Annotated in this window: 24 protein-coding genes; 16 read left to right on the plus strand and 8 right to left on the minus strand. The window is 61.3% G+C overall.

All coding sequences use genetic code 11. The features are described 5' to 3' along the window. The first annotated feature begins 71 nt into the window (after positions 1 to 71). Both SIAM614_RS21680 and SIAM614_RS21685 read left to right on the plus strand, forming a co-directional pair. Positions 72 to 749: an LON peptidase substrate-binding domain-containing protein gene (locus SIAM614_RS21680; RefSeq protein WP_006937942.1), complete on the plus strand. Its 678-nt coding sequence runs from the start codon at positions 72 to 74 to the stop codon at positions 747 to 749. Positions 750 to 790: 41 nt separating this feature from the next. Then, positions 791 to 982, plus strand: coding sequence for a Trm112 family protein (locus SIAM614_RS21685; RefSeq protein WP_006937943.1), 192 nt, complete (start codon positions 791 to 793; stop codon positions 980 to 982). A gap of 166 nt (positions 983 to 1,148) precedes the next feature. Here SIAM614_RS21685 and SIAM614_RS21690 read toward each other — a convergent pair whose 3' ends face one another. After that, positions 1,149 to 1,445, minus strand: a complete 297-nt coding sequence (locus SIAM614_RS21690) for a YggT family protein (RefSeq protein WP_006937944.1) — start codon at positions 1,443 to 1,445, stop codon at positions 1,149 to 1,151. 228 nt (positions 1,446 to 1,673) lie between these two features. Between SIAM614_RS21690 and SIAM614_RS21695 the strand changes: the two genes are divergently transcribed. After that, a complete protein-coding gene (locus SIAM614_RS21695) occupies positions 1,674 to 2,474 on the plus strand; it encodes a MipA/OmpV family protein (protein ID WP_006937945.1) in 801 nt (266 codons plus the stop codon). Positions 2,475 to 2,811: 337 nt separating this feature from the next. Here SIAM614_RS21695 and SIAM614_RS21700 read toward each other — a convergent pair whose 3' ends face one another. The 5 genes from SIAM614_RS21700 to SIAM614_RS21720 all read right to left on the minus strand — a co-directional run bounded on the left by SIAM614_RS21700 (position 2,812) and on the right by SIAM614_RS21720 (position 7,861). Further along, positions 2,812 to 3,639, minus strand: a complete 828-nt coding sequence (locus SIAM614_RS21700) for a pentapeptide repeat-containing protein (protein WP_006937947.1) — start codon at positions 3,637 to 3,639, stop codon at positions 2,812 to 2,814. A 442-nt stretch (positions 3,640 to 4,081) separates the two neighbouring features. Continuing rightward, positions 4,082 to 5,095 (minus strand): patatin-like phospholipase family protein, encoded by a 1,014-nt coding sequence (locus SIAM614_RS21705; RefSeq protein WP_006937948.1) that lies wholly within the window; start codon positions 5,093 to 5,095, stop codon positions 4,082 to 4,084. A 72-nt stretch (positions 5,096 to 5,167) separates the two neighbouring features. Beyond that, positions 5,168 to 5,950 (minus strand): 3-hydroxybutyrate dehydrogenase, encoded by a 783-nt coding sequence (locus SIAM614_RS21710; RefSeq protein WP_006937949.1) that lies wholly within the window; start codon positions 5,948 to 5,950, stop codon positions 5,168 to 5,170. A gap of 196 nt (positions 5,951 to 6,146) precedes the next feature. Then, the gene (locus tag SIAM614_RS21715; protein ID WP_006937950.1) at positions 6,147 to 7,034 is read right to left on the minus strand and encodes a hypothetical protein; all 888 of its coding nucleotides are present in this window, start codon (positions 7,032 to 7,034) and stop codon (positions 6,147 to 6,149) included. A 41-nt stretch (positions 7,035 to 7,075) separates the two neighbouring features. Further along, positions 7,076 to 7,861: a hypothetical protein gene (locus SIAM614_RS21720; RefSeq protein ID WP_040440815.1), complete on the minus strand. Its 786-nt coding sequence runs from the start codon at positions 7,859 to 7,861 to the stop codon at positions 7,076 to 7,078. Between the two features lie 221 nt (positions 7,862 to 8,082). Here SIAM614_RS21720 and ispG point away from each other — a divergent pair, with 221 nt between their 5' ends. The 7 genes from ispG (at position 8,083) to queF (ending at position 14,029) form a co-directional block, all read left to right on the plus strand. Continuing rightward, a complete protein-coding gene (gene ispG / locus SIAM614_RS21725; RefSeq protein ID WP_006937952.1) occupies positions 8,083 to 9,342 on the plus strand; it encodes a flavodoxin-dependent (E)-4-hydroxy-3-methylbut-2-enyl-diphosphate synthase in 1,260 nt (419 codons plus the stop codon). A gap of 21 nt (positions 9,343 to 9,363) precedes the next feature. Next, on the plus strand, positions 9,364 to 10,260 hold the full coding sequence (pdxY, locus tag SIAM614_RS21730) for a pyridoxal kinase (protein ID WP_006937953.1): 897 nt from the start codon (positions 9,364 to 9,366) through the stop codon (positions 10,258 to 10,260). After that, on the plus strand, positions 10,253 to 10,990 hold the full coding sequence (locus tag SIAM614_RS21735; protein WP_006937954.1) for a DUF429 domain-containing protein: 738 nt from the start codon (positions 10,253 to 10,255) through the stop codon (positions 10,988 to 10,990). The genes pdxY and SIAM614_RS21735 overlap by 8 nt, the downstream gene beginning before the upstream one ends. 160 nt (positions 10,991 to 11,150) lie before the next feature. Further along, entirely contained in the window at positions 11,151 to 11,840 is a 690-nt protein-coding gene (gene queC / locus SIAM614_RS21740; protein WP_081455311.1) for a 7-cyano-7-deazaguanine synthase QueC, read from the plus strand. Further along, entirely contained in the window at positions 11,833 to 12,216 is a 384-nt protein-coding gene (queD, locus tag SIAM614_RS21745) for a 6-carboxytetrahydropterin synthase QueD (protein WP_006937956.1), read from the plus strand. Before queC ends, queD begins: the two co-directional genes overlap by 8 nt. After that, positions 12,213 to 12,941, plus strand: coding sequence for a 7-carboxy-7-deazaguanine synthase QueE (gene queE, locus SIAM614_RS21750; RefSeq protein WP_006937958.1), 729 nt, complete (start codon positions 12,213 to 12,215; stop codon positions 12,939 to 12,941). Before queD ends, queE begins: the two co-directional genes overlap by 4 nt. 620 nt (positions 12,942 to 13,561) lie before the next feature. Further along, on the plus strand, positions 13,562 to 14,029 hold the full coding sequence (gene queF, locus SIAM614_RS21755; RefSeq protein ID WP_006937960.1) for a preQ(1) synthase: 468 nt from the start codon (positions 13,562 to 13,564) through the stop codon (positions 14,027 to 14,029). Positions 14,030 to 14,594: 565 nt separating this feature from the next. Here queF and SIAM614_RS21765 read toward each other — a convergent pair. Then, on the minus strand, positions 14,595 to 15,182 hold the full coding sequence (locus SIAM614_RS21765; protein ID WP_157140006.1) for a hypothetical protein: 588 nt from the start codon (positions 15,180 to 15,182) through the stop codon (positions 14,595 to 14,597). A gap of 199 nt (positions 15,183 to 15,381) precedes the next feature. After that, the gene (locus SIAM614_RS21770; protein ID WP_006937962.1) at positions 15,382 to 18,174 is read right to left on the minus strand and encodes a bifunctional aconitate hydratase 2/2-methylisocitrate dehydratase; all 2,793 of its coding nucleotides are present in this window, start codon (positions 18,172 to 18,174) and stop codon (positions 15,382 to 15,384) included. A gap of 487 nt (positions 18,175 to 18,661) precedes the next feature. On the opposite strand from SIAM614_RS21770, the gene acnA reads away from it, so the two are divergent. The 6 genes from acnA to SIAM614_RS21800 all read left to right on the plus strand — a co-directional run. After that, entirely contained in the window at positions 18,662 to 21,337 is a 2,676-nt protein-coding gene (gene acnA / locus SIAM614_RS21775; protein WP_006937963.1) for an aconitate hydratase AcnA, read from the plus strand. 370 nt (positions 21,338 to 21,707) lie between these two features. After that, positions 21,708 to 22,097 (plus strand): bleomycin resistance protein, encoded by a 390-nt coding sequence (locus SIAM614_RS21780; protein ID WP_006937964.1) that lies wholly within the window; start codon positions 21,708 to 21,710, stop codon positions 22,095 to 22,097. Between the two features lie 142 nt (positions 22,098 to 22,239). Beyond that, positions 22,240 to 22,896, plus strand: a complete 657-nt coding sequence (locus tag SIAM614_RS21785; RefSeq protein ID WP_006937967.1) for a DUF4129 domain-containing protein — start codon at positions 22,240 to 22,242, stop codon at positions 22,894 to 22,896. Next, on the plus strand, positions 22,893 to 24,215 hold the full coding sequence (locus SIAM614_RS21790; protein ID WP_006937969.1) for a hypothetical protein: 1,323 nt from the start codon (positions 22,893 to 22,895) through the stop codon (positions 24,213 to 24,215). The genes SIAM614_RS21785 and SIAM614_RS21790 overlap by 4 nt, the downstream gene beginning before the upstream one ends. Beyond that, on the plus strand, positions 24,205 to 25,161 hold the full coding sequence (locus SIAM614_RS21795) for an AAA family ATPase (protein ID WP_006937972.1): 957 nt from the start codon (positions 24,205 to 24,207) through the stop codon (positions 25,159 to 25,161). The genes SIAM614_RS21790 and SIAM614_RS21795 overlap by 11 nt, the downstream gene beginning before the upstream one ends. Before the next feature lie 53 nt (positions 25,162 to 25,214). Continuing rightward, on the plus strand, positions 25,215 to 25,491 hold a 277-nt coding region (locus tag SIAM614_RS21800), incomplete at its 3' end, for a hypothetical protein (protein WP_208984069.1).

Genomic DNA, 25,491 nt, shown 5'->3' on the forward strand with positions numbered 1-25,491 from the left:
GACACACATTTAGGAAACAGCACGAAGCTGGCAGTCATGCTGCGATAAGACGAAAATAAGAAGGCACCGGAATGCAGGCGGGAAATGCAATTTATGAAACCATTGCGGATCTGCCGCCGATCCTGCCCGTGTTTCCGCTGTCCGGAGCGCTGCTGCTGCCCCGGACACAGTTGCCGCTGAACATCTTCGAACCGCGCTACATCGACATGGTGGATGCCGCATTGGCCGGCAACCGCCTGATCGGAATGGTGCAGCCGTCTCCCGATCGCCAGTTGGAGGATCCGGACAAGCCAGCCCTCGCCAGCATAGGCTGCGTCGGCCGTCTGACCAGTTTTCAGGAAACCGGCGACGGCCGCTACCTGATCACGCTGCAGGGCATCACGAGGTTCGCCCTTGGCCGCGAGGTCGAGGATTTCAGCAAGTTCCGCCAGATCGAGTGCGATTTTTCCGCCTTTGCCCACGACCTCAAATGCGGCCAGGGCGAGGAAGATGTCGACCGGACAAGTCTGCTCAGAACCTTGCGCGATTATCTGGACGCCAACAATCTGGAAGCCGACTGGCAGAGCGTGTCGGAAGCGGAGACGGAAGTGCTGGTGAACGCGCTGTGCATGATGTGCCCTTACGGCCCGCAGGAAAAACAGGCTCTGCTGGAAGCCCGCGATCTGAAGACCCGGGCGGAAACCCTGATTGCCATCACCGAGATGGACCTTGCCCGCACGCAAAATGACGGCGGCACCACCTTGCAGTGATTGGATTGATCATGGCGCCCCAACCTGAAAGACACCCCGAGATGACTGAACCGACCGAACGCCCGGTAGACCGCAAGCTGCTGGAACTGCTGGTCTGCCCCGTGACCAAGACCACGCTCGAATATGACGCGGACGCCAGGGAACTGATCTCGCGCACCGCCAAGCTTGCCTACCCGATCCGCAACGGCATCCCGATCATGCTGCCGGACGAAGCGCGCAAGCTGGAAGACTGAAACGCGTTAACAGCAAAAAGCCCGGGTGGCCGACCCGGGCTTCTTAAAAAATGTACCGTCTTTCCACCATCCGGACGCGGACGCATCCGGCATCCCCTTTTGGTAAAAAGCAGAACGCATGGCGGGACGCCCGGACGAACCGCCCGGGCTCTGCCCGACAGGCCGGTCAGTAGCCTCTGAACATTGGCAAGACGTTCAGGATGATCAACTGGCGCACGAAGATAATCAGCAGCAGCAGGATCACCGGGGAAATGTCGACACCGCCGAGATCCGGCAGGAACCGCCGGATCGGCCTGAGGGCCGGCTCCGTCAGGTTGTAGAGAACCCGGCCGATGGTATTGATGATCTGATTGCTCGAATTGACGATATTGAAGGCATAGAGCCAGGAGAAGATCGCGCTGGCGATGATCACATAGGTGTACAGTTCCAGGGCGAGCAGTATCACGTTGAAGAGTGCGGTCATGGTCCGGTCCGTTGCCGTTCGAAATCTGGTCTTGCCCTCATGTAGCTTCCTGACAGCCCCGCCGCAAGACGGCAGCGCCCCTGACGTTTGATTGTGCTTAAGCTTCGCAGCCGCGATATGGCGGTGCGGAAATGCAACAGTCCGGCAAAACCCATTCTCCTTAGGGTTTGTATAAGCACTTCTCGTGCTATCTTCCTGCCAATGGAATTCCTTTACTGGTGGGTTTGAATGTTCAAGTTGATGACGCGCGCCGCGCTGGCGCTTGCTCTTAGCGCTGTGTCCGGGGCCGCTCTGGCACAAAGCGGAGACTTGTCCGAACAGGACGCAAACCGCCAGTTCGTGGTCGATCTGGGCGTCGGCGGCATTGTCAAGCCGCGGTACGAGGCTGCGGACTCCTACCTGGTCTATCCCTTCCCGATCATTTCGGTCGGCCGCTTCTACTTCCCGGGCCTTGGCCAGGTTGTCGACGGACGCCGCAAGTCCGGCGTGTTCTTCTACCCGTCGTTCAACTACATCGGCGAGCGCAAGGCCAGCGACAGCACCGACCTGACCGGCACCAACACCATCGACTGGGCACTTGAACTCGGCCTCGGCGGTGGTTTCCGCACCGAGAATTTCCGTGCCTTCGCCGAGTTGCGTCAGGGCATCAACGGGCACACGGGCCAGGTCGGCCAGCTCGGTCTGGACGGCATCGTCTATCCGGCGGAAAAGTGGGAAGTCAGCTTCGGTCCGCGGGCGGCCTTTGCCTCTGACGAATACATGGACACCTATTTCGGCGTAACCTCGTCGGAAGCCGCCAACAGTGGTGGACGCCTGACGAAGTTCAACCCCAGCGCCGGTTTCAAGAGCGTCGGTCTGGCCGCGCGTGCCAGCTACGATTTCAGCGACGACATTCGCCTGCATCTGCAAGGTGGTTATGACCGGCTTGTCGGCGATGCAGCGGACAGCCCGATTGCCAAGAACGGCAGCGAAAACCAGTTCAGCATTGGCGCTGGTGTCACCTACCGCTTCGCTTTCGACCTTTTCTAGGAGCCTATCGCGACGTGTGGGGCTGGCGGCACTTTGTCAAATGACAGGTGTCGACAAGGTGATGAAGCTTTCACCTGGAGGCGGTTGACCGCCGCATCCTTCACCAGCGCTCTCAGGTACCTCTTCAGCTGCTGCTGGCCCTGACGGGGCAGCAGCAGTTTTCATTTGACCGGAAGGTTTATCCGCCGCCGGAAGGTTTCGGACGTGAAAGAAATGTCACAGGGTCGCAGCCGAAGCAGCCACCACGCGCACGGAGGCTCAATTGAAAGATGGTGCACCCAGCCAAAGGCGGCACGTTATCGGCCAGACCCAGATCCGCCCATCCGTCGCCGAGGGCCTACCAGGCGCAGGGAACCAGTTCGATGCCGCGCGGCAACTTGGTTTTTTCATCGCCACAGGCACCGAGAATGCGCTTGGGGTCGAGATTGTAGGCTCCGGACAGATCGGCACCGGCAAGACGGGTACGCCGCAGAAGAGCGCCGTCGAAATCGACACCTGTCAGGTTAGCGCCGGTCAGATCTGAACTGACGAGACGCACGCCGGAAAAATCCGCTCCCGAAAAATTCGCATTTTGGGCCTTGACCCTGTCGAGCTTGGCCTGGCGCATGCGGGCATCCTGGAAGTTGGCCCCGTTCAGGTCGACGCGCTCCAGATTTGCGTCATCCATCTTGGCGCCCTTGAAGGAAGCCTTGTTCGCTACCGACCGGGTGAACAGGACATTGCGCATGTCCGCACCGTCAAAAATGGCTTCATTCGCCTCGACCGTGTTCAGGTCCCCGTCCCGAAGGTCGGCATCCTGAAAATTCGCCTTGTTCAGATTGGCTTTTTCCAGATCGACGGAGCGCATGTTGGCCCCGGAGAAATCGCTGCCGGAAAAATCCGCCCGTTCGGCTTCCGTCCGCCGGAAATCGGAATTCTTGAAATTCGCGTTGGGCAGCATCGCTTCCTTCAGGTCGACTTCCCGCAGATTGGTGCCGGCGAAATCTCCGTTTTCAAGGACCAGACCGCGGAGCTCTGCCAGTCCGAGATCACAACGCGGGCAACCGCCCTTTTCCTTGATCTCGGCCATGCGTGCTTCGTCGCTGCCGGCCTGTGCGCCACTGACCGCCAGCAGAGCCATGGCGCCGACGCAGCCTGCAAGAACCCGGGTCACCCTGTTTTTCATCGCGAATCCCTTTGCCAATCTTGTCTAAACATAGGTCGCACTTGTGGCGGTTGAAGGACTGTATCCGATCAGAACATTGAAAAAGTGAGAAAAATCGGCAGATCCACGTCACATCACGGCGATCCTTTGCCGCAGGTGGGGCTTCCTGGCCTCAGGAGAAGAGGGGAAGGGAGGGAAGAAGCAGGCGGGGTCGCAGATGCCCGCTCCTTCCGTCCATCTAAGCGCTGACGACGCACTACCTGACAATCAGCGTGCCAATTAGAATGCATAAGCCTTGCCAGTTTGGTTTCAACGCTTATCAAACCAGATCTGGCCCTGGCGAGAGCTGATGACACAAGATGCTGAATATGTTTAGACTTTGTTCACACCTGCTGCATTGCATTTTGCAACGCCACATGCAAACACGGCTAACAGATGGTTAAGAACACCGGGAGCCCGACCGTCAGGATATCTCTCCCTTGACGTCAATGGTCGAGCGCTTGCCGATATCGTCATAGTGCCGCTCGAGCCATTCCTGCGCCGTCTTGCGCCCAAGCTCCTTCAGGTCGGTCAGAAACGCCCATTCGGCATTCAGTTTCGACGAGGCCTGCAGCGGCTTCAATTCACCGGCGGATATCCGGTGCATGTTCACCTTCATGTATTCCTCGCTCGACAACTTGCCTTCCTCGATCAGACGCGTGACGAAATCGATCGCCCTGAGCTCGCGCAGCAGTGTGGAATTGAAAGTGATCTCGTTGAGCCGGTTGACGATCTCCCGCGCGGTCTTGGGCACCTTGCGCCGTTCGATGGGGTTGATCTGGATGAGCATCACGTCCGGCGTATCCGTGTCGTAAAACAGCGGATAGAGCGGTGGATTGCCCATGTAGCCGCCATCCCAATAGGGCTCGCCATCGATTTCCACCGCCTGAAACACCTGCGGCAGGCAGGCGGAGGCCATCACCGCGTCCAGCGTGACTTCCTTTTCGCTGAACACGCGGATCTTGCCTGTGAAGACGTTTGTCGCCGCAACGAAGATCTTCATGTGTTCGCATGCGTTCACCCGGTCGAAATCGACCGTCTTTTCCACGACATCACGCAGCGGATTGGCGTTGAGCGGGTTGAATTCGTAAGGCGATGCGAACCGCGTCAACACATCGAAGAACAGATAGCTGGGCGAATGATCCAGGCTCCATTCCCCCAGGAAAACGTCCAGAGGCGACCGCTGGATCGGGCTGTATTTGGCCTGCTTGCTGACTTCGTACCAGAAAGCTTCCAGATGTTCGCGGGCACCTTCTGCGCCGCCCTGCTGCATGCCGCTGGCAAGAACAACCGCATTCATCGCGCCTGCGGACGTTCCGCTGATGGCGTCGATTTGCAGCCGCTTGTCTTCCAGAAACCAGTCCAGAACGCCCCAGGTAAAAGCGCCATGCGCACCGCCACCTTGAAGGGCAAGATTGATCTTCTTCGGACCGGCCATGGCGGTTCCTTTATTTGAGGGCTTCGGCGGAGGTCGCGTGCGGGCAAAAGCCCGCACCGCGGAAAGCGCGGATCAGTGCGCGGTCCAGCCGCCATCGATGGGCAGGATAGCGCCGGTGATCGACGCGGCCGCGTCAGAGCACAGGAACACCGCATAGGCTGCCACCTGCTCGATGGTCACGAACTGCTTGGTCGGCTGCGCGGCCAGCATGACATCGTTCTTGACCTGCTCTTCGGTCATGTTGCGGGCTTTCATGGTGTCGGGGATCTGTGCTTCCACCAGCGGCGTCCAGACATAACCCGGGCAGATGGCGTTGACCGTAATGCCCTGCTGCGCCACTTCCAGCGCCACTGTTTTGGTGAGGCCGGCAATGCCGTGCTTGGCCGCCACATAGGCGGACTTGTAGGGAGAGGCGACAAGCGCGTGGGCGGAAGCGGTGTTGACGATCCTGCCCCAGCCTTTGGACTTCATGCCGGGCAGCGCTGCCCGGATCGTGTGGAAGGCGGACGTCAGGTTGATGGCGATGATGGCGTCCCACTTTTCAACCGGAAACTCATCTACCGGCGACACGAACTGGATACCCGCGTTGTTCACCAGGATATCGACCCCGCCGAATTCCTTTTCCGCATCGGCGATCATACCGGCGATCTCATCACCCTTCAGCATGTTGGCCGGCGAATAGGTGCAACGCACGCCAAAGTCGGCCTCGATGGCGGCACGGGTCTTCTCGATCTCGTCCGCGTCACCCAGTCCGTTGATCACGACGTTGGCGCGGTTTTCCGCAAAAGCGCGTGCATAGCCCAGACCGATGCCCGAAGTGGATCCAGTAACGACGGCAGTTTTATTGGCAAACATTTGGGATCTCCCTTGATCGGCGGATCACCGGCCGGAGCAGCCCGGCCATCCGCAAACGGATCGTTGAAAAGCGTAGAGGCCTCATTCATTCCACTGGATGCAAGGAGGCATCTGGACAGAAATTTCAGGACCACATTTGACCAGTTATCGCCGCACCGCAACATCGGAATGATGAATTTTCATCCATGTAGGGTCCTCAGCGCCTGTTCATGCGCTGCGCACCGGCCAGCGCCTTGCGCGCCCGCTCCCGCGCGGCTTCCTTTTGCGCTTCAGCCTTGGAAAGGTCTTCCTGTCTGAGCCCGAGCTGCGCGGCAAAACGTTCGCGGATCAGGCCGTAGAATGTCGCGTGCAGGCTGGCGAAGGCCCAGACGAGGATCAGCATGGTGCCCATCGGAAAGACCGCCGAACGGATCTGCTGCCACAGCACGCTGGCAGGCATCAATCCATCGCTGACGCCAAGCACGACCGCCCAGATGCCGACCAGGAAACCCGCGAGCAGGCTCATCACCAGCGCCGCAAAAGCCATGGCCCAGCCAAACCCGGACGTTGCCCGCCAACTTTCCCTGAGTGTCAGCGGATCGTCCACCGCCGATGCCGGCAACACGACGGAAAAGCGTTGCACCACCATCAGCGCAATGAACGGCGCCAGAAACAGCAGCAGCAGCCCGATGCCCGCCGTGACGGCGGCCAGCAGCAGGGAAACAATCACCAGGGGTATCAGTGACAAGGCACCGATCAGGGTAAGTACGATCTGGTTGAGAATGACGCGGATATTGCGCGCGCCGAAGGCGACCGGAAAATCCCGTGCGTCGATCAGGATGCGCCGCACATAGGCAATGGCGATGGAAAAGCCGACAAGAAGATTGGCAATGGCTGCCAGCGCTCTGAGCGCGCCTTCATCGGCAGCGGCGACCGGCTCGGTCATGTAGGAAACGGTCTTGAAGCCGCTTTCCGGCATCAGCGATCCGCCGATGGCGAAATTCAAGGCAACCAGGAGCAGGATATAGGCCCAGCCGGTTTTCAGAAGCGTCCCGAAATTATGCTGCGCCAGCGACAGCGAACGTTCCAGAACGGTGAAAAACATGATCTGCCCCGGTTGTTTGCGACCACCGGAGGATACGCGATTCAGGTCCGGGCACCAGCCCCCTCCGGCCGTTCCATCGCGATCCGGTAACCCGCCGTCAGGATCGAGATGCCCAGCACCGTGACGATGATCTGCACCAGCACGTTGAGAACGAGGATCTTCATCTGGATGAGGGCTGCCGGAAGGCCTCCGGACAGGAGACCAAGAACATACTGCAGACCCTCGCCAACGGCGACAAAAGGCAGGATCAGAATGAGCGCCGCCAGGAACATCGGCATGCCGAGGCCTTTTCCGAACTGAAGCATCTGACTGAAGCCGAGCGGTCGCTCGACGGCAACGGCCGGCAGGCTGAGGTTCAGGCGGAACAGGAACGGGGCGAGGACGAAAACCGCGACGATCCATAGCACCACCGTCAAGGCGGTGCTTTTGAACAGGCTCGACAGGACGCCGATCATCAGCCCCGCGGGCAGCACGACAACCACTGCGGCCAGCGACAGCAGAAGCATTTGCCCGATAAAGCGGAACTCGACAGCGCCGACGCGAAAGTGCAGAGGCCCCGGCCGCTCGTTCAACAGACCGAACCGGTGCCAGGCGACCGAAATGGATGCGGACGACAGCAGCGCAATCACCATGGTCGTTAGCAGCAGCAGGACCGTCGTTCCGGAGATATCCTCCGGCGCGGTCGCTTCATCAATCTGCGTGCCATTCGCCAGAATGAGCAGAGACAGCACGAATTGCAGAAGAAACCAGCCACCACAAACCTTGAACACGGTTTCCAGATTGCCAAAGACAATGGAAACAGAGTCCGACAGCAACCGTTTCAACATGCAGTACCCTCCGAAAAAGCCGGCCGGCGGAGTGGCCGGCGCATGCAAGCTCATAGCGGGCGGAAAACCATGTGGCAATGTCCGCTTGCCGGAGGATCGACCTGCCTTTGCCGCTGCTCTGCCATTGCCCTTTTTTGCCGCACGCCCTAATCATGCGCTGGAAAGTCGGCCCCAGTTCCCTCATATGAGGGGCAAACGCTCAAAACCTGTTGGTTCCTGTGATGATCGATGATTTCGCGAAAGCCCTGCCCCGCCGCTCCTCCGTCGGTGTGAAGGTCGGCAATGTGATGGTTGGCGGCGATGCGCCCATCGTGGTGCAATCCATGACCAATACCGACACGGCGGATGCCGATGCGACCGTCGCACAGGTGGCAGCCCTCGCGCGCGCCGGCTCTGAAATCGTCCGCATCACCGTGGACCGAGCGGAAGCTGCGGCCCAGGTGCCGCGGATCAAGGAACGGCTGGAGCGGATCGGCATCGATGTGCCGCTCGTCGGCGACTTCCACTACATCGGCCACAAGCTGCTGACCGACTATCCCGATTGCGCCGCTGCGCTCGACAAGTACCGCATCAACCCGGGCAACGTCGGCTTCAAGGCCAAGCGCGACACACAGTTCTCGCAGATCATCGATATTGCGCAGAAGCACGACAAGGCCGTCCGGATCGGCGTCAACTGGGGCTCCCTCGACCAGGAGCTTCTGACGAAGCTGATGGATGAGAATGCCGAAAGTGCAAAGCCGGTTTCGGCAGCCGCCGTCATGCGCGAAGCGATCATCCAGTCCGGGCTTCTGTCCGCCGAACGCGCCGAAGGCCTCGGCATGGGCCGCGACAAGATCATCCTCTCGGCCAAGGTCAGCCAGGTGCAGGACCTGATCGCCGTTTATGCCGATCTCGCCCGCCGCTGCGACTATGCCCTGCATCTCGGTCTCACCGAAGCCGGCATGGGCACCAAGGGCATCGTTTCCTCCGCCGCTTCCATGGGCATTCTCCTGCAGCAGGGCATTGGCGACACCATCCGCGTGTCGCTGACCCCGGAACCGGGCGGCGACCGCACCCGCGAGGTGCAGGTGGCGCAGGAGCTTTTGCAGGTGATGGGCTTCCGCGCCTTCGTGCCGGTGGTTGCCGCCTGCCCGGGCTGTGGCCGCACCACCTCCACTGTCTTCCAGGAACTGGCCCAGGACATCCAGGACCACATCCGCGTTTCCATGCCCAAGTGGCGCGAACAATATCCGGGCGTTGAAAGCCTCAACGTTGCCGTGATGGGCTGTATCGTCAACGGCCCGGGCGAATCCAAACATGCCGACATCGGCATTTCTCTGCCCGGGACCGGCGAAACCTCCTCGGCGCCTGTCTTCATTGATGGCGAGAAGGTCATGACCCTGCGCGGACCCGGCATTGCCGACGAGTTCAAGCAGATGGTTCTGGACTATATCGAAAAGCGCTACGGCACCGGCAGCAAGTCTTCGTCCGACGCCGCCTGACCTCAGAAGGAACACGATCCCATGATGCAGCCGGGCGCTCCCGAGCCACAGAAAAAGCCGGTTCTGGTGATCACGTCACAGGTGGTCCGTGGCGGCATCAGCGGACGCGGACTGACCTTCGCGCTTGAGCGGATCGGCCACGATGTCTGGTTTCTGCCGACCATCCTGCTGCCGTGGCATCCGGGACAGGGCAAGGGCAAACGTATCGTCGCCCCTGCCGCCGACTTCGCCGCGATTGTGGAAGATCTGGCGTCTTCTCCGAAACTGACGGAAGTGGGTGCGGTCATTTCCGGCTATCTCGGCGATCCGGATCAGGCCGGCCCCATCGCCTCGCTCATCAAGGCGGTCAAGGCACATAATCCGGAAGCGCCTTACCTGTGTGACCCCGTGATGGGCGACGAACACGACGGCAACGGCAACCTTTATGTGCCCACGGCAACGGCTGAAGCGATCCGCGACCAACTGGTACCGCTGGCCGATGTCGTTACGCCCAACGCCTTTGAACTCGGCTGGCTGACGGGCTGCGAGATCGAAAGCGAAATGCAGGCTCTCGCCGCTGCCCGCAGCCTTGGCAACGAGCGCGTGATGGTGACATCTTCCCCGGCCCTGCGCCGCAACGCCATTGCCAATCTTCTGGCAGGCCCGCGCGGCGCCGTTGCCGCCGAGCATGCCGCCATCGCCAATCCACCGCACGGCACCGGAGACCTGATCGCAGGCCTGTTCCTGTCCAACCTTCTGGCGGGACAAAACGACGAGGAAGCCCTGAAACGTGCTTCGGCTTCCGTTTTCGAACTGGTCGCCCGCAGCGTGCGCAAGGGGGCTGACGAACTGCTGTTTGCCGAGGAGCAGAACTCCGTGGTGAAGGCAATGGCTCTCGTCACCTCGCGCCGGGTTCTGGAAGCAAAGGCCCGTGCCTGACGGGGCGGGCACATGGGTTGCCGGCGTTGACGGCTGCAAGGCCGGTTGGGTCGCGGTCATCCGCAATCTCGATGCCCCAGAAGATCTGAAACTGATCGTCGTTCCGACCTTTGCGGATCTGGTCGGTTTCACCCCGCATCTCGCCATTATTGCCGTCGACATGCCCATAGGCCTGCCGGATCGCATCGGCCCCGGTGGGCGCGGCCCGGAAAAAACCGCTCGCAAACACCTGGGCATGCGCCAATCCTCTGTCTTCACGGTGCCTTCCCGGGCCGCCGTTTATGAAGACGACTACGCAAAAGCCTGCGCCACGGCGCTCACGACGTCCGAACCGCCGAAAAAAGTCTCCAAACAGTGTTTCTTTCTGTTCCCGAAGATACGGGAGATCGACACCCTGATGTCACCGAAGCTGGAGACGCGTGTTCACGAGGTTCACCCGGAACTTGCCTTCTGGCGCCTCAACGACGAAGCGGAAATGAGCCTGCCCAAGAAGGTCAAGAGCCGCGCCAACCCGGCCGGCCTCGACCAGCGCCGCGATCTTCTCGTCTCCAAAGGACTACTCAAGGAGTTTCTCGACCAGACGCCACCGCGCGGCTGCGGCCGCGACGACCTTCTGGATGCCGCCGCCAACAGCCTGATCGCGGAACGGATTTTTTCAGGAACGGCAGAGCCGTTTCCCAAGGACTTCCAGCGGGATGAGCGCGGCCTGAGGATGGCGATCTGGGCGTAAAGCGCCCGCTTTTTCCATTTTCCTGCTTTTCCTGAAAACCCTTCAATGCACGCCCCACCCTTCCCTTTTCGCGAAAACCTGCTAAAACGCGCGCCGTTCCTCAAAAGGGAACCACCGGTCGCAGCCTACCCGGTGCCAGCGAAAACAAGGGACCACATCGTTGAAAACACTTGTCATCTGCTCCGGCGGAATGGATTCCGTCACCCTTGCGCACAAGGTTGCGCGGGAACACGAGCTGATCGGCCTCGTATCTTTCGACTATGGCCAGCGCCACAAGAAGGAGCTGGACTATGCGAAGGCCTGTGCCGATGAGCTGAAAACCGAGCATATCCTGATCGACATTTCCAATATCGGCCGCCAGCTCACGGGCTCGGCGCTGACCGACAATCTGGACGTGCCGGACGGGCATTATGCCGAGGAAACCATGAAAATCACCGTTGTGCCGAACCGCAACGCGATCATGCTTTCCATTGCCTTCGGCATTGCCAGCGCGCGCGGTGCCGAAGCGGTCGCGACCGCCGTTCATGGCGGCGACCACTTCATCTATCCGGACTGCCGTCCGGCCTTCACCGAAAGCTTCGAGACCATGCAGCGCCACGCGCTGGAAGGCATGGGCGAGATCAGCCTCTTTACGCCTTACGTCCACACCTCCAAGGCGGACATTGCCGCCGAGGGACTGAGGCTCGGCGTCGACTACCGCAAGACCTGGTCCTGCTACAAGGGCGGCGAGGTTCACTGCGGACGCTGCGGCACCTGCGTGGAACGGCGCGAAGCCTTTCACCTGGCCGGCGGCGTCGACCCGACGGTCTACGCAGACGAAGCATTCTGGAAGGAGGCGTGCAATGTTTAGGATCACCAAGGAATTCCACTTCTCCGCCAGCCACCAGATCCTTGGCCTGGGAGAAGACCACCCCTGCGCTCGCCTGCATGGCCACAACTACGTGGTTGAGGTGGAACTGATGTCGGAAGAGCTGAACGGCACCGGCTTCGTGCGCGATTATCACGAACTCTCCGAGTTCAAGCGCTTCATCGACGACACGCTTGACCACCGGCACCTGAATGACGTGCTCGGCGACGATTGCGTGACCGCCGAAACCATGGCGCGCTTTTTCTACAACTGGTGCCGTCAGCGCTGGTCGGAAACGTCTGCCGTCCGCGTGAAGGAGACGCCGAAGACCTGCGCCGAATTCCGTCCCCTCGTCTATCCGGGGGCACGCGCGGCATGAGTATCGAACAGATCCGGGTCAGCGAGATTTTCGGCCCCACCATTCAGGGCGAAGGCGCCCTGATTGGCCAACCCACCGTGTTCGTGCGCACCGGCGGCTGCGACTACCGTTGCTCCTGGTGCGACACGCTCCATGCGGTCGACAGCGCCCATCGGGACGAATGGTGCCCGATGACGCCGCAAGCCATCCTGATGCAGGTGGAGATCCTGTCCGGCGGCAATCCGCTGACCGTGTCGCTTTCCGGCGGCAATCCGGCGATCCAGCCACTCGGCGGCCTGATCACGCTCGGACGCAAGGAAGGCTATCGCTTCGCGCTGGAAACACAGGGCAGCCTGGCAAAGGACTGGTTCGCCGATCTCGACGTCCTGACACTGAGCCCGAAACCGCCGTCCTCCGGCATGACGACAGACTGGCAGCGCCTGGCCGAATGCGTCGAGGCCGCAGGGCCGGAGACGCAGACAGTGCTGAAAGTCGTCGTCTTTGACGAGGCGGACTACGCCTTCGCGCGGGACGTTTCGGACCGCTACCCGCACCTGAGCTGCTTTCTGCAACCGGGCAACCATACCCCGCCGGCGGCGACAGACACCGATGCCACAATAGACATGACCGGCATCATGGAACGCATGCGCTGGCTGGTGGACCGGGTCACCTCCGACAAATGGTACGCAGCCACCGTCCTGCCCCAGCTTCACACCATGATCTGGGGCAATTTGCGGGGCGTGTAACGAGCTCTCTCATTGACCACCCTCATCCTGAGGACGGCCTGTCTCGAAGGATGGGGGGGCACGCATAGAACAGGCAGCCCGTGCCGAAACTGGCACGTCACAGGCAAATTGATCGTATCGCGCAGAACCCACAGGCCTTCGCCTCCCCGATCCCGGATCTTCGTCCGGGATGACGACGAAGAGGAAGGCCTGCAAAACCTCCCCCTCATCCTGAGGAGCCGCGCCAGCGGCGTCTCGAAGGATGGGCGGCACGCACAAAACAAGCGGCCCGTGCCGAAACCGGGACGACCGCCATTTCGCAGCAGAACCCATAGGCCTTCGCTTCCCCGATCCCGTATCTTCGCGTTGTTGCGTCCGGGATGACGATGGAGAGAACGGTCTTTCGAAATTCACCCCCTCATCCTGAGGAGCCGCGTCAGCGGCGTCTCGAAGGATGGGCGGCACGCACAGAACAAGCGGCCCATCCTTCGAGACGGACCTGACGGTCCTCCTCAGGATGAGGGCGCAGGGAAGCAAAAGCCCGAAGTCGGGTCTTTGCGAGCTCATTCAAGAACACGGAGCCCATCCATCGACAGCGCACAAGCGCGTCCCCGGAGCGGGCACAAATTCAGGAAACCGTCATGTCCGACAAGAGCATCTACGAGAACCTGACCCAACTCGGGTCGTCCACCGAACTGCCGGACGATCCGGACAAGGCGGTTCTGGAAAAAGTGCCGAACCCGCAGGCAGGCACCGGCTATATGGTCCGCTTCGTCGCACCGGAATTCACCTCGCTGTGCCCGATCACCGGTGCACCGGATTTCGCCCATCTGGTGATCGACTACGTGCCGCGCGATTTCCTGGTGGAGAGCAAGTCGCTGAAGCTGTTCCTGGGCTCCTTCCGTAACCACGGCGCTTTCCATGAGGACTGCACGGTTTCCATCGGTAAACGCCTGGTTGACCTGCTCGATCCCGAGTGGCTTCGGATCGGCGGCTATTGGTACCCGCGCGGCGGCATCCCGATCGACGTCTTCTACCAGACCGGCCCGGCCCCGGACGGCGTCTGGATCCCCGACCAGGGCGTCGCCCCCTATCGCGGGCGCGGCTAAGGCAAACGAGTTAGATCCGTGGATACGACGATCCCGAGTTCCGTGCAGGAATTCGGCACCATCGATCAACGCCAGGCCTCGCCCCACCCAGAAGTGTCACCCCGGGCGAGCATCGCGAGACCCGGGGCCCACTCGTTTCCAGAGCCTCGAGACTTGCCCAACGCTCAAAACGACTGCCTGAACGCAATAGAGATTTCCGAGCTCGCCGCGATGGGGATCAGATCCCGGGTCAAGCCCGGGATGACATCTGAGGGTGGGCGCTCCCTTGGCCAGCGGCAAATCTGGCTTGCCCTCAGGCAAACCCGAGGTGTCTGATTTTCCACGCAAGAGGCCAGCACCATCAAAAAACACGGCGAACCCCACCCAGAAGTGTCACCCCGGGCGAGCATCGCGAGACCCGGAGCCCACTCGTTTCCAGAGCCTCGAGACTTGTCCAAGGCTCAAAGCGGCTGCCTGAACGCAGTAGAGATTTCCGAACGCGCCGCGATGGGGATTGGATCCCGGGTCAAGCCCGGGATGACATCTGCGGGTGGGGCAAGCCTCGCTTGCCATCCGCCTGGCTGCCTTACTCCGGCACCGGCAGGTTCAGCCCCGTGGCTTTTTCGATCACCTGGGTGGTCACCATCTCGAACGACGGCGCCTTGGTGTCGTAGATCGCCTTGACGATGAAATCGTCGCTGCGGCGGACAAAGTAAGTGTAGCGGTTTTCCGTGACCATGCCCTGGCTGACGGTGATATCCGCTGCCACAACCTCCACGGCCTCACCGTCCAGCTCTTCCTCGCCGCAGGCGGCGTTGCGGATGGTGGCCGCGTTTGTCTCCTTGTCGGCGCGCGCCTGCTCCGCGTTCTGGCTCGTATCCATCTCGCGGATCTTTTCCCAGGTCGAGCCCTGGTCGGCGGATTGATAGAGCACGTTGCCATACCCCAGCACCCACGGGCCTTCCGGCGAGGTCGGCACCGTCAGATAGTGATCCTGCGACAGATAGAAGAAGTCATTGGTGGTCGGTGGCGCGCCCTTGAAGGCGGTGGTCACTTGCGTCTTGGTCGGCGTTTTCTGGTCGAGCTGCAGATAAAGCTCCGTGAAACGATCCTGGCACGGATCTGCCAGAGCCCCCTGGATCGATCCGGCGAGAAGAAAAACAACTGCGGGCATGCGGTATGTCATGAAAGCCCCCGTGGAAATGAATTCAAGAAATCGGCCGCAATTACAGGCCGACTCCATGGAACACGTTTTCCCACCGCCGGACAATGCCCCCGCGCTTTCAACGCCGCAAACAAAGCGGGGCCGCCCGATCGGCATCGATCGGACGGCCCCTGATTGCATCTGCGTTCCTGATGAACTCAGCCAGCTCTTAGAAATGAACCGACCGTGCATCGAGCGGCTTCTGGGTCGGCGGTGCGAACTTGGTCAGATCGATCCCTTCGACAGCTGCCTTGTATTCCTCCAGGCTCGGCGTGCGTCCGAGAATGGCTGACAGAACCACGACCGGCGTCGAGGCCAGCAGGGATTCGCCCTTCTTCTCGGAGGAATCTTCCACGACGCGGCCCTTGAAGAGGCGCGTGGAGGTTGCAAGCACCGTGTCGCCCTTGGCGGCCTTTTCCTGGTTGCCCATGCAAAGGTTGCAGCCCGGACGCTCCAGATAGAGAATGTTCTCGTATTCGGTGCGGGCCGTGTTCTTCGGCGCGCTGTCGTCGAATTCGAAACCGGAGTATTTCTGCAGAATGCTCCAGTCACCCTCTTCCTTCAGTTCGTCGATGATGTTGTAGGTCGGTGCGGCCACCACGAGCGGTGCCTTGAACTCGACCTTCTCGCCGGACTTCTCCAGGTTCTTCAGCATCTGAGCGACGATCTTCATATCGCCCTTGTGCACCATGCACGAGCCGACGAAGCCGAGATCGACCTTCTTCTCGCCCCGGTAAAAGGAAACCGGGCGGATCGTGTCGTGGGTGTACCGCTTGGACACATCCTCGTTGTTCACGTCCGGGTCGGCGATCATCGGTTCGTCGATCAGGTCCAGATCCACCACAACTTCCGCGAAATACTTCGCGCTGTCGTCCGGCTTCAGGGCCGGCTTCTCGCCGGAGCGGATTTCGGCAATGCGCTTGTCGGCCTTGTCGATCAGCCCCTGCAGAACCTTGTTGGCATTGTCCATGCCCTTGTCGATCATGATCTGGATACGGCTCTTGGCGATTTCCAGAGATTCGATCAGCGTGTCGTCGTTGGAAATGCAGATGGAGGCCTTGGCCTTCATTTCCGCGGTCCAGTCGGTGAACGTGAACGCCTGGTCGGCGAGCAGCGTGCCGATGTGAACTTCGATGACCCGGCCCTGGAAGACGTTGTCGCCGCACTGCTTCAGCATCTGGGCCTGGGTGGCATGAACCACATCGCGGAAGTCCATGTAGTCCTTCATGGTGCCCTTGAAGGTGACCTTGACCGATTCGGGGATCGGCATGGTTGCTTCACCGGTGGCCAGCGCCAGTGCGACCGTGCCCGAATCCGCGCCGAAGGCAACGCCCTTGGACATGCGGGTGTGGCTGTCGCCGCCGATGATGATCGCCCAGTCGTCCACGGTGATGTCGTTCAGGACCTTGTGGATCACGTCCGTCATCGGATGGTAGACGCCCTTCGGGTCGCGCCCGGTGATCAGGCCGAACCCGTTCATGAAGCTCATCAGCTTCGGAATGTTGGCCTGGGCCTTCAGGTCCCAGACAGACGCCGTGTGGCAGCCGGACTGGTAGGCGCCGTCGACGGTCGGCGCGATCACCGTTGCCGCCATGGCTTCCAGTTCCTGGGCGGTCATCAGACCGGTGGTGTCCTGGGACCCGACGATGTTGACCTTCACGCGAACGTCGGAACCGGCATGCAGCACCTTGCCGTCTGCGACACCGACAGCGTTCCGGTTGAAGATCTTTTCAACCGCCGTCAGGCCCTGGCCTTCGTGCGACACTTCCTTGTTCGGCGCGAACACCGGCGGCACGTCGATGCCGAGGGTCTCGGCGGCAAAGCTCTGCAGCTTCTTGCCGAAGACGATGGCGTAGGAGCCACCAGCCTTCATGAATTCGACTTTCTGCGGGGTCAGCGCGGAAGCAACGTCGGCCAGCTCTTCGTCACCGGCTTCGTTGTAGAGCTTCTTGGTCTTGGTGTTGATTGTCAGCACCGTACCGGTCTCGACGGAATATTTCTGTTCCAGAACCGGGCTGTCGTCATTGTTCAGGATCGGTTTGCCGTTTTCGTCCAGCTTCTTGACCCAGTTCTTCAGGTCGATGCCGATGCCGCCGGTCACGCCGACGGTGGTCAGGAAGATCGGCGAAATGCCATTGGTCCCGGCAACGACTGGAGCAATGTTCACGAACGGCACATAGGGGCTTGCCTGCTTGCCGGTCCAAAGCGCCACGTTGTTGACACCGGACATGCGCGAGGAGCCGACGCCCATGGTGCCCTTTTCGGCAATCAGCATGACGCGCTTGCCCGGATGCTGCAGCTTCAGCGCCTCGATTTCCTTCTGCGCCGCTTCGGAGATCATGCACTTGCCGTGCAGCTCACGGTCGGAGCGCGAATGCGCCTGGTTGCCGGGGGACAGCAGGTCGGTGGAAATGTCGCCTTCGGCGGCAACATATGTGACGACCTTGATTTCCTCATCCACGTCCGGAAGCTTGGTGAAGAATTCGGCCTGGGCGTAGCTTTCCAGAATGTCCCTGGCAACTTCGTTGCCGGCCTCATAGGCGGCCTTCAGCCGGTCCGTGTCGGCATCGTAGAGGAAGACCTGGGTCTTCAGCACTTCTGCCGCGTCCCGGGCGATCTGCGGATCGTCGCCAAGCGCCAGATCCAGAAGAACCTCGACGGAAGGACCGCCCTTCATGTGGGACAGAAGCTCGAATGCGAAGGCCGGGGTGATCTCTTCGACGACTGACGTGCCGAGGATGATCTCCTTCAGGAATTTCGCTTTCACACCGGCCGCGCTCGTGGTGCCCGGCAGCGTGTTGTAGATGAAAAACTTGAGCGACTCTTGCCGGTGCTTGTGACCGGTATCCTTGATCTGCGCGACGATCTCTTCGACAAGAGCACCGTCTTCGATTGGCTTGGGATGCAGGCCCTGGCCTTTACGCGTCTCGATCTCTTTCAGGTAGTCTTCATACAAGCTCATGGTGGTCCCGGCGTCCTCGGTGTTTGGATCAGGCTTGCTCTCCGGTTGGCCTTCGATCTGGCGCGCCGGGACAAGCTGGCTGAGCGGCGTTTTAATTCAGTATACAATGGTATGCAATATCTTCCCATCCACTAAATGGTGTCTATATACCGGTTGACGCATCTGCATGCACTCAGGATCGCACCTTCGAATTTGCGAAGGTGTTTCCTGGCTTCAAGATCCGGACAGCGCCGTTCAATGGGCTGAAACTTCACCCGAAGTATCGACAACCGCTTCGGTGTCATGTCTGGTGGATGAAGCCAAAGATTGCTATAGGTGCGGCGCATCAATTTGCGGCGGCGACTGAGGGAGAGGCTCTCATCGTACCCGCGCGAAAGGATGACGGATCGCGTGGCTTTGCAGCTTCGTGTCCGGAGCCTTGAGAGAGTATACCGGGAACCGGTACACACGGCCCGGGCCTTTTGGACAATGAAGGAGATCGCACGTCGTGACCCAGTCCCTCGACAGCTTCAAGTGTAAGAAAACACTGACCGCCGGCGGCAAGACCTACACCTATTTTTCCATCCCCGAAGCGGAAAAGAACGGCCTTGAAGGTGTTTCCAGACTGCCGTTCTCGCTGAAGGTGGTGCTTGAGAACCTGCTGCGCTTCGAAGACGGCCGCACGGTGACCAAGGCAGACATTCTTGCCTGCGCCGAATGGCTGAAGACCCGCAAGTCCGATCAAGAGATCTCCTACCGCCCGGCCCGCGTGTTGATGCAGGATTTCACCGGCGTTCCGGCCGTTGTCGACCTTGCAGCCATGCGCGATGCTGCCGTGAAGCTCGGCGGCGATCCGGAAAAGGTCAACCCGCTGGTTCCGGTCGACCTCGTGATCGACCACTCGGTGATGGTCGACTATTTCGGCACCAAGGACGCCTTCAGACAGAACGTCGAACTGGAATATGAGCGCAACCGCGAGCGCTATGAATTCCTGCGCTGGGGCCAGTCCGCCTTCAACAATTTCCGTGCCGTGCCCCCGGGAACCGGCATCTGCCACCAGGTGAACCTGGAATACCTGGCCCAGACCGTCTGGACCAAGGACGAGGACGGCGAAACCATCGCCTATCCGGATACGCTGGTGGGCACGGACAGCCACACCACCATGGTCAACGGCCTGGCCGTTCTCGGCTGGGGCGTCGGCGGCATCGAGGCGGAAGCCGCCATGCTCGGCCAGCCGATCTCCATGCTGATCCCGGAAGTCGTCGGCTTCAAGCTGACCGGCAAGCTGAACGAAGGCATCACCGCGACCGACCTCGTGCTGCGCGTCGTGGAAATGCTGCGCCAGAAGGGCGTCGTCGGCAAGTTCGTCGAATTCTACGGCCCCGGCCTCGACAACCTGTCCCTGGAAGACGCGGCCACCATTGCCAACATGGCCCCGGAATACGGCGCGACCTGCGGCTTCTTCCCGGTCGACAAGGAAACCCTGAAGTATCTGGAAGCCACCGGCCGCGACAAGGACCGCGTCGCCCTGGTTGCCGAATACGCCAAGGCGCAGGGCATGTTCCGGTCGGGCGGCGAGGAACCGGTCTTCACCGACACGCTGGAACTCGACATCTCCACCGTCGTTCCGGCGATTTCCGGCCCGAAACGTCCGCAGGACCGCATCAATCTTTCCGATGCCGCCGCCGGTTTCACCAAGACCATGACCGAGGAGTTCAAGAAGGCGGACGAGCTTTCCAAGCGCGTCGCCGTTGAAGGCAAGGACTACGACATCGGCAACGGCGACGTCGTGATCGCCGCCATCACCTCCTGCACCAACACCTCCAACCCGTCCGTTCTGATCGGCGCCGGCCTTGTGGCCCGCAACGCGCTGAAGAAGGGCCTGAAGGTGAAGCCCTGGGTCAAGACATCGCTGGCACCCGGCTCCCAGGTTGTGACGGACTACCTCGAGAAGGCCGGCGTTCAGGACGATCTCGACGCACTCGGCTTCACGCTGGCCGGTTACGGCTGCACCACCTGTATCGGCAACTCCGGCCCGCTGGATCCGTCGATTTCCAAGGCGATCAACGACAACGACCTGATTGCCTGCTCGGTGCTGTCCGGCAACCGTAACTTCGAAGGCCGCGTCAACCCGGATGTGCGCGCCAACTATCTGGCCTCGCCCCCACTGGTGGTCGCCTACGCCCTTGCCGGCAACCTGAAGGTCAACATCACCGAGGACCCCCTTGGCGAAGATCAGGACGGCAACCCGGTCTACCTGAAGGACATCTGGCCGACCACGGAAGAGATCACCGACCTGATCCGCTCCTCGATCAACGAGGAAATGTTCCGCACCCGCTATTCCGACGTCTTCAAGGGCGACGAGCACTGGCAGAGCATCAAGGTGGAAGGCGGCCTGACCTACTCCTGGCCGGTATCTTCGACCTACGTCCAGAACCCGCCCTACTTCGAAGGCATGACCATGGAGCCGAAGCCGCTTCAGGACATCGAGAACGCGGCGGTCATGGGCCTGTTCCTGGATTCGATCACCACCGACCACATTTCCCCGGCCGGCTCGATCAAGGTCGACAGCCCGGCAGGTCAATATCTGTCCGAGCATCAGGTCGCCCAGAAGGACTTCAACTCCTACGGCTCGCGCCGCGGCAACCACGAAGTCATGATGCGCGGCACCTTCGCCAACATCCGCATCAAGAACCAGATGGTTCCGGGTGTCGAAGGCGGCGTGACCATGAAGGACGGCAAGAAGGAATGGATCTACGACGCCTGCATGGAATACAAGGAAGCAGGTGTTCCGCTGGTCGTCTTCGCCGGCAAGGAATACGGCACAGGCTCATCTCGTGACTGGGCTGCAAAAGGCACCAACCTCCTTGGCGTGCGGGCGGTCATCGCCCAGTCCTTCGAGCGTATCCACCGCTCCAACCTGGTCGGCATGGGCGTCATCCCGCTCACCTTCAAGGAAGGCGAGAGCTGGCAGTCGCACAACATCACCGGCAAGGAACGCGTGACCATCAAGGGCATCGCCGACATCCAGCCGCGCCAGATGATGGACGTGGAAGTCACCTACGAGGACGGCACCACCAAGACCATCGAGTGCCTGTGCCGCGTCGATACGCTGGACGAGCTGGAATACATCAAGGCCGGCGGCATCCTGCACTACGTGCTGCGCAACCTCGTGACGAGCTGAGGGTCGGCTTTTCAAGTCAGGTGAGATCGAAGCGGGCCCTGAGGGGCCCGTTTTGTTAGATAACAAACCCCTCGGCGAGTCATTCCGGACAAGTGCAGCGAAGCTGCGCGCTGATCCGGAACCCAGTGCATGCTTCGCGCCGCAGGCGCGTCTTTTTTAAGTGTCAGATGCTTGTTTGAGTTTGTGCTCGCTTTCGCTCACGCTGATTCACTGGATTCCGGATCGGGCCATGCAGCTACGCTGCAGACCGTCCGGAATGACCAGCCGAGAGTTAGTCGCCTAGCCGCGGACCCTACAGGGCGCTTTTGTCATTTGCCACTGGTGTAAAAGTCCGTCAGGCTCAACCTCAGGCAGTTCCGGAGGTTTCCTCATGCCAGATACCAAACCACCGCATCTCTCCCATATCGCTCCGGTCTTTCCGGTTTCCGACCTGAAGGCCGCCGTCGCCTATTACCGGAACAGGCTCCTGTTCAAGAGCCGGTTCGAATGGGCGGATACGGAGGCCGAGCCCGTCCGCTATGCCATTTTGTGCCGGGACCATGTCGAATTGCATCTGTCGGCCGGAGCCGGACGGCATCCGGCGACGGCCTATTGCTTCGTGGCCGGGATCGACGGCTATTACACCTCGGTGACAGAAGCGGGCGCCGATATCGCCGAGGCGATCACCGACCGACCCTGGGAAATGCGCGAATTCAGCGCAAGGGACCCGGACGGGAACATGCTCAATTTCGGCGAGCATCTGGAGCGGATCGGGCAGTGAATGCCCTCGGTAAAAACGGAGAACGTGATCCTAACGGAACCCTGGCAGCAGCTGTCGGTTGCGAAGCTCAGACCGAGCGGCTAATAAACCCGGCATGCGCCGATTTTCAATCGTCTGTTTCTTATTGATCCTTTCAGGGACCTTGCTTCCCTCATATGCACAAGAAGCCGTTCAGGAACCGCTTGAAATCGGCGACTCGGGCAAGGAGTACCTGCGTGCGATCCGTCTGCGCGGGATCGATACGGACGTAACCTACTTCGACCCCTCCGCACCGGCGCCCAAGCTGGACACGGCGCAGGAGCCGCCGAAACCGGCAGCGGACAAGCCTCAGGTGACGTTTGAAGATCGCTGGATCCCCGGCCTGATCGTCGGTGCTGTCCTTCTCGTGATTGCCTATCTCTTCCTGCGCTTCGGCGGCCGGTTGACGGTGTCGCTTGGCCGTGACGCCGACAACCCCGACAGCAGCCGCCCCAGAATACGTGGCCAGGCCCCCGTGTGGGCGGAAAAGCTGGCCCCGCTCGACGAGATCCTGCGCATGGAAGACCGGCAGAGGGCCCTTGTGCTGCTGACACAAAAGGTGCTGGCCACCGCCATCGCAGCCAACGGCATCCTGATGCAGCGAAGCTGGACGGCACGCGACGCCTTGCGCCAGTTGCCCGAAAGCCAGGCGCGCGACCTTCTGCGCAAGCTCGTGACCATGGCAGAACGGGTGCAGTTCGGCGGCAGGGATGTCAGCGAGGACGAGTTCAACGACCATGTCGCGAACTGCCGTTGCCTGCTGGGTCCGGAGGCGGCATGAGCGAGAGCACGGCAAACACGCAAACCAAGGGCCCGAGCCTTGAAACCGCGGTCATCGCGCTGATCTGCGTCGCGGTGCTGATCGCCGGCTGGTACATCCTGTCCCAGCGCCAGCAGGTGCTGCGCCGCTCGCCCGCCGGACTGGACGGGCTTCAGGTGTGGCTGGTGAAAAACGGTGCCAGCGCCCAGAATTTTGCCGGTGGCTGGCTGATGGACCAGACGGGGGTCGGCCTCCTGGTGGTACCGCTTTACGACACGCTGCCGGAAAGCGGCCGCGACACCCCGGCCACCAAGGAAGAACTGCTGCAGCAGCAGGACGAATACGATCTGGACACAATCGTCATTTCCGAAAAGGCCGAGCGCGTGCCGACCTTGCTCGTGCTGCCGAAATGGCGCAGCGGCATGCGCCTGACGGGTCTTGCCCACCCCGCGCTGAAGGTCGAGGCCGACCGCCTGCAGGCCATCGTGGACAAGATCACCGGCACACGCGGCACCAAGATAGGCGCTTCGAACCGTGCCTTCACCGATTTCCGGTACCGGTCACAGGCAGGCGAGCCTCTGCGGGCAGAGATCTATGCCGCCCAGACCTTCGCCAACGAAAGCTGCCGCCCGATCGTCGGCGACACCGGCGCCATGCTGCTGGCCGATTGTCCGCTCGCAACCGCTGGCGACAGCGAGCAGGAGCGCATTCTGGTGCTGTCCGATCCGGACCTGATCAACAACCATGGCCTGCGGCTGGGCGACAATGCCGGGATTGCCCTGGATGTCCTGACCGAGACGGCCGGCACCCGGAATATCGTCATCGACTACAGCCGGTCCTCCTGGCTGCGCGATCCCGTGAGCGAGCCCAGGCGCGAGCGCACCTGGGAAGATCTGCTGCGCTTCTTCGGCCCGCCTTTCCGGGCCCTGTGGCTCGGCGGTGCGCTGCTGCTGGGATTGGCGTTGTGGCGCGGGTTCAGCCGCTACGGCCCCATTCGCGACGAAGAGGCAGGCCCCGGCACAGGCAAGGATCTGGCGGTGCAGGCGCGCGGACGGCTGATGCGGCTTTCCGGGCAGGATGGCGCCCTTGTCCGCGAATATGCGACCGCCCGCATTTCGGCAACCGCGTCGGCGCTGTTCGGCCCGGCCCATGCCCGTCATTATGCCGGCGAAGACGCCTTTCTGACCTACACCGAACGCCGGCACCCGGCCCTTGCGCCGCGCCTGCGCGCGATCCTCACCGACATACGAAAACTGCCTGCCCGGCTTCCTGCGACGGAAGCCATCCAGCACATCGACCAATTGGAACAGGTATTGGAGCAAATTACCCATGACGCTTGAAGCGCTGCGCGAACGGACCGATGCCTTGCGGACCGAGATCGGCCGGACCGTTCTCGGACAGGACGACATCATCGACCTGTTGCTGATCGCCTTGTTTGCCCGCGGCCACGTGCTGCTGGAAGGCCCTCCCGGCACGGCCAAGACCCTGCTTGCCCGCAGCTTTTCGGCAGCGCTTGCACTCGATTTCGGCCGAATCCAGTTCACGCCGGACCTGATGCCCGGCGACGTGCTCGGCACCTCGATCTTCGATTTCCGCACCAACACCTTCGTACTGACCAAGGGGCCGGTGTTCTCGCAGGTGCTGCTGGCCGACGAAATCAACCGCGCCCCGCCCAAGACCCAGGCCGCCCTTTTGCAGGCCATGAGCGAACGCATGGTCAGCATCGACGGCACGGATCATTCCCTCGGACGGGAGTTCATCGTCGTGGCGACGCAGAACCCCATCGAGCAGCAGGGCACCTATCCCCTGCCGGAAGCCCAGCTCGACCGGTTCCTGTTCAAGCTGGTGATCGACTTTCCGCCGGAAGACATCGAAATGGCGATCCTGCGCCAGCACGCGGACAAGCCGCTGGAAGCCGGCATGGAAACCGCTACGCTGTCCAAGGTGCTCGATTCGACCGCCCTTGAGGAAACAAGGGCGCTGGTCGACAGCATCATCCTGAAAGACGACATCCTGGCCTATATCCTGCGCCTGATCCGCGCGACCCGCCAAAGCTCCGAGATCGCCTTCGGCGCCTCGACCCGTGCGGCCGATGCGCTGGCAAGCGCGGCACGCGCAACGGCGGCGCTCAACGGACGCGATTACGCCATTCCCGATGACGTCAAACGCCTGTTCGTTCCAGCCCTCCGCCACAGGATCGTCCTTGGCCCGGCGGCCGAGATCGAGGGCCGCAGCCCGGCGCAGGTTCTGGAAAACATTCTCAACCAGATCGAGGCTCCCCGCTGATCCGGCCCTCCAAACGACTGCTCGCCTTTGGCGCGGTGGCCCTGGCCATCTCGGTGATCACGGTTGTCACCGGGGGCGCTGCGCGTGAAATCGGCGCGGTGCCCTGGGTCGTGCTCGTTGTCCTGCTCGGCGTCGATCTGGCGATGTCGCTCCGCCGGCCGAACAACCTGACCTTCGAGGCCCCGGCAGAGGTGTTCGTCGGCGAGACGGCCAGGCTGGAACTGGATATTGCCCGTGCACCGCAGGGCTGCAGGGAAGATCGACTGGCCGGACGGCTGGCGGCGACGCTGATTTGCATTTTCCCGGCAGCGGATGCGCGCACGGGCGGAG

Source organism: Roseibium aggregatum IAM 12614 (genome assembly GCF_000168975.1).
GTDB classification, from domain to species: domain Bacteria; phylum Pseudomonadota; class Alphaproteobacteria; order Rhizobiales; family Stappiaceae; genus Roseibium; species Roseibium aggregatum.

Coding starts and splice junctions, on each gene's coding strand:
- SIAM614_RS21680 (WP_006937942.1), top strand. CDS start 72: ATGCAGGCGGGAAATGCAATTTATGAAACCATTGCGGATCTGCCGCCG.
- SIAM614_RS21685 (WP_006937943.1), top strand. CDS start 791: ATGACTGAACCGACCGAACGCCCGGTAGACCGCAAGCTGCTGGAACTG.
- SIAM614_RS21690 (WP_006937944.1), bottom strand. CDS start 1,445: ATGACCGCACTCTTCAACGTGATACTGCTCGCCCTGGAACTGTACACC.
- SIAM614_RS21695 (WP_006937945.1), top strand. CDS start 1,674: ATGTTCAAGTTGATGACGCGCGCCGCGCTGGCGCTTGCTCTTAGCGCT.
- SIAM614_RS21700 (WP_006937947.1), bottom strand. CDS start 3,639: ATGAAAAACAGGGTGACCCGGGTTCTTGCAGGCTGCGTCGGCGCCATG.
- SIAM614_RS21705 (WP_006937948.1), bottom strand. CDS start 5,095: ATGGCCGGTCCGAAGAAGATCAATCTTGCCCTTCAAGGTGGCGGTGCG.
- SIAM614_RS21710 (WP_006937949.1), bottom strand. CDS start 5,950: ATGTTTGCCAATAAAACTGCCGTCGTTACTGGATCCACTTCGGGCATC.
- SIAM614_RS21715 (WP_006937950.1), bottom strand. CDS start 7,034: ATGTTTTTCACCGTTCTGGAACGTTCGCTGTCGCTGGCGCAGCATAAT.
- SIAM614_RS21720 (WP_040440815.1), bottom strand. CDS start 7,861: ATGTTGAAACGGTTGCTGTCGGACTCTGTTTCCATTGTCTTTGGCAAT.
- ispG (WP_006937952.1), top strand. CDS start 8,083: ATGATCGATGATTTCGCGAAAGCCCTGCCCCGCCGCTCCTCCGTCGGT.
- pdxY (WP_006937953.1), top strand. CDS start 9,364: ATGATGCAGCCGGGCGCTCCCGAGCCACAGAAAAAGCCGGTTCTGGTG.
- queD (WP_006937956.1), top strand. CDS start 11,833: ATGTTTAGGATCACCAAGGAATTCCACTTCTCCGCCAGCCACCAGATC.
- queE (WP_006937958.1), top strand. CDS start 12,213: ATGAGTATCGAACAGATCCGGGTCAGCGAGATTTTCGGCCCCACCATT.
- queF (WP_006937960.1), top strand. CDS start 13,562: ATGTCCGACAAGAGCATCTACGAGAACCTGACCCAACTCGGGTCGTCC.
- SIAM614_RS21765 (WP_157140006.1), bottom strand. CDS start 15,182: ATGCCCGCAGTTGTTTTTCTTCTCGCCGGATCGATCCAGGGGGCTCTG.
- SIAM614_RS21770 (WP_006937962.1), bottom strand. CDS start 18,174: ATGAGCTTGTATGAAGACTACCTGAAAGAGATCGAGACGCGTAAAGGC.
- SIAM614_RS21780 (WP_006937964.1), top strand. CDS start 21,708: ATGCCAGATACCAAACCACCGCATCTCTCCCATATCGCTCCGGTCTTT.
- SIAM614_RS21790 (WP_006937969.1), top strand. CDS start 22,893: ATGAGCGAGAGCACGGCAAACACGCAAACCAAGGGCCCGAGCCTTGAA.
- SIAM614_RS21795 (WP_006937972.1), top strand. CDS start 24,205: ATGACGCTTGAAGCGCTGCGCGAACGGACCGATGCCTTGCGGACCGAG.